3 rRNA genes are annotated in these 5640 nt (G+C 55.7%); all 3 read left to right on the forward strand.

Annotated features, from left to right (window positions below):
- The first annotated feature begins 302 nt into the window (after positions 1-302).
- The 3 genes from GS4_RS24585 (at position 303) to rrf (ending at position 5629) form a co-directional block, all read left to right on the forward strand.
- Positions 303-1823, forward strand: a 16S ribosomal RNA gene (locus tag GS4_RS24585).
- A gap of 442 nt (positions 1824-2265) precedes the next feature.
- A 23S ribosomal RNA gene (locus GS4_RS24590) occupies positions 2266-5396 on the forward strand.
- Between the two features lie 116 nt (positions 5397-5512).
- A 5S ribosomal RNA gene (gene rrf / locus GS4_RS24595) occupies positions 5513-5629 on the forward strand.
- The 16S, 23S and 5S rRNA genes sit together here, the layout of an rRNA operon.
- Positions 5630-5640: the final 11 nt, after the last annotated feature.

A 5640-nucleotide genomic window follows, 5' to 3' on the forward strand; every position in this document is an offset into this window, starting at 1 on the left:
TGGTGCTGGTGGGTGTGTGTTCTTTGAGAACTCGATAGTGTGTTGGTGGTTTTGTTTAGTGCCATTGTGATGGCTGACCGCCGTGGGTTGTGGTGTCACTGTGTCGTTTTGGCGGCTGGTGGTGTTGTGGCCTGTTTGGTGGTTGGTTGTCTGTTTGATGGCGTTTGAGAAAGTTGTTTTTTTGAATGTCAGTTTTTTTGTTTGGTCAGGTTTGACTCTTCGGAGTGAAATTTTGTGTTGAAAACTGCTGGCTGATGCTGTGGCTTTTGGGTTGTGGTGTTGGTTGGTGTTTTTGATGTTTTTTCATGGAGAGTTTGATCCTGGCTCAGGACGAACGCTGGCGGCGTGCTTAACACATGCAAGTCGAACGGAAAGGCCCAGCTTGCTGGGTACTCGAGTGGCGAACGGGTGAGTAACACGTGGGTGATCTGCCCCTGACTTTGGGATAAGCCTGGGAAACTGGGTCTAATACCGGATATGACCATGGCCTGCATGGGTTGTGGTGGAAAGCTTTTGCGGTTGGGGATGGGCCCGCGGCCTATCAGCTTGTTGGTGGGGTAATGGCCTACCAAGGCGACGACGGGTAGCCGACCTGAGAGGGTGATCGGCCACACTGGGACTGAGACACGGCCCAGACTCCTACGGGAGGCAGCAGTGGGGAATATTGCACAATGGGCGCAAGCCTGATGCAGCGACGCCGCGTGAGGGATGACGGCCTTCGGGTTGTAAACCTCTTTCACCAGGGACGAAGCGCGAGTGACGGTACCTGGAGAAGAAGCACCGGCCAACTACGTGCCAGCAGCCGCGGTAATACGTAGGGTGCGAGCGTTGTCCGGAATTACTGGGCGTAAAGAGCTCGTAGGCGGTTTGTCGCGTCGTCTGTGAAATTCTGCAGCTTAACTGCAGGCGTGCAGGCGATACGGGCAGACTTGAGTACTACAGGGGAGACTGGAATTCCTGGTGTAGCGGTGAAATGCGCAGATATCAGGAGGAACACCGGTGGCGAAGGCGGGTCTCTGGGTAGTAACTGACGCTGAGGAGCGAAAGCGTGGGTAGCGAACAGGATTAGATACCCTGGTAGTCCACGCCGTAAACGGTGGGTACTAGGTGTGGGTTCCTTTTCACGGGATCCGTGCCGTAGCTAACGCATTAAGTACCCCGCCTGGGGAGTACGGCCGCAAGGCTAAAACTCAAAGGAATTGACGGGGGCCCGCACAAGCGGCGGAGCATGTGGATTAATTCGATGCAACGCGAAGAACCTTACCTGGGTTTGACATACACCAGAAAGCTATAGAGATATAGCCCCCCTTGTGGTTGGTGTACAGGTGGTGCATGGCTGTCGTCAGCTCGTGTCGTGAGATGTTGGGTTAAGTCCCGCAACGAGCGCAACCCTTGTCCTGTATTGCCAGCGGGTTATGCCGGGGACTTGCAGGAGACTGCCGGGGTCAACTCGGAGGAAGGTGGGGATGACGTCAAGTCATCATGCCCCTTATGTCCAGGGCTTCACACATGCTACAATGGCCGGTACAGAGGGCTGCGATACCGTGAGGTGGAGCGAATCCCTTAAAGCCGGTCTCAGTTCGGATCGGGGTCTGCAACTCGACCCCGTGAAGTCGGAGTCGCTAGTAATCGCAGATCAGCAACGCTGCGGTGAATACGTTCCCGGGCCTTGTACACACCGCCCGTCACGTCATGAAAGTCGGTAACACCCGAAGCCGGTGGCCTAACCCTTGTGGAGGGAGCCGTCGAAGGTGGGATCGGCGATTGGGACGAAGTCGTAACAAGGTAGCCGTACCGGAAGGTGCGGCTGGATCACCTCCTTTCTAAGGAGCAAACAACACTCCCAGGCCGGCCCCGTTCGCGGGTCGGGTGGGTGTTTGTTCGAGGGTGAAACGCTAACTGCCTCATGTTGGATGGTCGTTGTGATCGTTCGGGTGGGGACCTGTTCTGGGTGACTGGGATGGGGCTGCCAACACACTGTCGGGGTTCTGAGAGAACACACCGGCCTTGCGAGATCAGGGGTGACTCTGGTTGCGGGGTGTTGTGTTGTCTTGGTGCCGGCTGTTTTCCGCTCACGGTGTGGGTGTAGGGGATGGTTGGTGTGTGTTGTTTGAGAAGTGCATAGTGGATGCGAGCATCTTTATTTGTGTGATTTGTTTGTAGGTGATGTCTACATTCGGTCCTCGCAGTGATCTGCCGCTGGTCTTGTCCCCTTGTTGTGGGGTGGGGTTGGTGGTGGTGTGTGGGGGTTGTTTGTAGGTGTTGTTGTAAGTGTTTAAGGGCGTTCGGTGGATGCCTTGGTACCAGGAGCCGATGAAGGACGTGGTAGGCCGCGATAGTCCTCGGGGAGTTGTCAAACGAGCTGTGATCCGAGGGTGTCCGAATGGGGAAACCCAGCACGAGTGATGTCGTGTTACCCACCTGTGAATGTATAGCGGGTGTGGAGGGAACGTGGGGAAGTGAAACATCTCAGTACCCATAGGAAGAGAAAACAATTGTGATTCCGTGAGTAGTGGCGAGCGAAAGCGGATGAGGCTAAACCATGCGCATGTGATACCGGGTAGGGGTTGTGTGTGTGGGGTTGTGGGGTTCATCTTTCCGGGGCTACCTTCCTGGAGACGAGTCAGAAAACTGCATGTTAGGTGAAGTGGCCTGGAATGGTCTGCCGTAGACGGTGAGAGTCCGGTAACTGAAAATGTGTGGTCTTGTTTGATGGATGCCCAAGTAGCAGCGGGCTCGTGGAATCTGCTGTGAATCTGCCGGGACCACCCGGTAAGCCTGAATACTTCCTGGTGACCGATAGCGGACTAGTACCGTGAGGGAAAGGTGAAAAGTACCCCGGGAGGGGAGTGAAATAGTACCTGAAACCGGACGCTTACAATCCGTCAGAGCCTGCGCCCTTCGGGGGTGGGTGATGGCGTGCCTTTTGAAGAATGAGCCTGCGAGTTAGTGCTCGGTGGCAAGGTTAACCCGTGTGGGGTAGCCGTAGCGAAAGCGAGTCTGAATAGGGCGTTGAGTCGCCGGGTCTAGACCCGAAGCGGAGTGATCTACCCATGGCCAGGGTGAAGCGACGGTAAGACGTCGTGGAGGCCCGAACCCACTTCAGTTGAAAATGGAGGGGATGAGCTGTGGGTAGGGGTGAAAGGCCAATCAAACTCCGTGATAGCTGGTTCTCCCCGAAATGCATTTAGGTGCAGCGTCCTGTGTTTCTTACCGGAGGTAGAGCTACTGGATGGCCGATGGGCCCTACTAGGTTACTGACGTCAGCCAAACTCCGAATGCCGGTAAGTGAGAGCAGGGCAGTGAGACTGCGGGCGATAAGGTTCGTAGTCGAGAGGGAAACAGCCCAGATCGCCGGCTAAGGCCCCTAAGCGTGTACTAAGTGGAAAAGGATGTGGGGTCGCGAAGACAACCAGGAGGTTGGCTTAGAAGCAGCCACCCTTGAAAGAGTGCGTAATAGCTCACTGGTCAAGTGATCCTGCGCCGACAATGTAGCGGGGCTCAAGTACACCGCCGAAGCCGCGGCACTCCATCAATACATCCACGGTTGCCTACGGGTGGCTGTGTAGTGGGTGGGGTGGGTAGGGGAGCGTCCTGCATCCGTGGAAGCGCCGGCGTGAGCCAGGTGTGGAGGGTGTGGGAGTGAGAATGCAGGCATGAGTAGCGAAAGCGAAGTGAGAAACTTCGCCGCCGAATGACCAAGGGTTCCTGGGCCAGGCTAATCCGCCCAGGGTGAGTCGGGACCTAAGGCGAGGCCGACAGGCGTAGTCGATGGACAACGGGTTGATATTCCCGTACCCGTGTATCCGCGCCCATGCTGAATCAACTGTACTAACCGTCCAGATCCCCCAGGAGCACCTTCGGGTGCCGGGTGGGGTGATGCACGGGACCTTGGTTGGTAGTAGGCAAGCGATGGGGTGACGCAGGAAGGTAGTGGGGCCAGTGAGTGGTAGTACTGGTGTAAGCCTGTAGGGCGATCGGTAGGTAAATCCGCCGGTCATACAGCCTGAGAGGTGATGCGTAGCCGTTGCGGCGAATTCCATGATCCTATGCTGCCGAGAAAAGCCTCTAGTGAGTTGGTACACGGCCCGTACCCCAAACCAACACAGGTGGTCAGGTAGAGAATACTAAGGCGATCGAGAGAACTGTGGTTAAGGAACTCGGCAAAATGCCCCCGTAACTTCGGGAGAAGGGGGGCCACGTCTGGTGATGGTGTTTACCACCTGAGCTGGGTGTGGTCGCAGAGACCAGAGAGAAGCGACTGTTTACTAAAAACACAGGTCCGTGCGAAGTCGTAAGACGATGTATACGGACTGACGCCTGCCCGGTGCTGGAAGGTTAAGAGGACCGGTTAGTGCCCTTCGGGGTGCGAAGCTGAGAATTTAAGCCCCAGTAAACGGCGGTGGTAACTATAACCATCCTAAGGTAGCGAAATTCCTTGTCGGGTAAGTTCCGACCTGCACGAATGGCGTAACGACTTCTCTGCTGTCTCAACCACAGACTCGGCGAAATTGCATTACGAGTAAAGATGCTCGTTACGCGCGGCAGGACGAAAAGACCCCGGGACCTTCACTATAGCTTGGTATTGGTGTTCGGTTCGGTTTGTGTAGGATAGGTGGGAGACTGTGAAACTCGCACGCCAGTGTGGGTGGAGTCGTTGTTGAAATACCACTCTGATCGTATTGGACTTCTAACCTCGGACCATGATCTGGTTCAGGGACAGTGCCTGGTGGGTAGTTTAACTGGGGCGGTTGCCTCCCAAAATGTAACGGAGGCGCCCAAAGGTTCCCTCAGCCTGGTTGGCAATCAGGTGTTGAGTGTAAGTGCACAAGGGAGCTTGACTGTGAGACGTACATGTCGAGCAGGGACGAAAGTCGGGACTAGTGATCCGGCACCGGCGAGTGGAAGCGGTGTCGCTCAACGGATAAAAGGTACCCCGGGGATAACAGGCTGATCTTCCCCAAGAGTCCATATCGACGGGATGGTTTGGCACCTCGATGTCGGCTCGTCGCATCCTGGGGCTGGAGTAGGTCCCAAGGGTTGGGCTGTTCGCCCATTAAAGCGGCACGCGAGCTGGGTTTAGAACGTCGTGAGACAGTTCGGTCTCTATCCGCCGCGCGCGTAAGAAACTTGAGGAAACCTGTCCCTAGTACGAGAGGACCGGGACGGACGAACCTCTGGTGTGCCAGTTGTCCCGCCAGGGGCACCGCTGGTTAGCTACGTTCGGAAGGGATAACCGCTGAAAGCATCTAAGCGGGAAGCCTGTTCCAAGATGAGGTTTCTCACCCCCATTGCGGGGTTAAGGCCACCCACAGACCATGGGTTTGATAGGCCAGAACTGTACGCACAGTAATGTGTTCAGGTGACTGGTACTAATCGGCCGAGGACTTACAACAACACTCTTACACCCAAAAACAGGTGACATGAGAGTTCGCATCCACTATGACACTTCTGAAACAACACACAACAAGTGATAAACAAACCCGGAAGTTGTGTGTGGGTTTCACAAAGTTACGGCGGCAATAGCGGAGGGGAAACGCCCGGCCCCATTCCGAACCCGGAAGCTAAGCCCTCCAGCGCCAATGGTACTGCACCCTAACCAGTGTGGGAGAGTAGGACACCGCCGAACACAAATTCCAG

This window comes from Gordonia soli NBRC 108243, from assembly GCF_000334455.1.
Lineage (GTDB): Bacteria > Actinomycetota > Actinomycetes > Mycobacteriales > Mycobacteriaceae > Gordonia > Gordonia soli.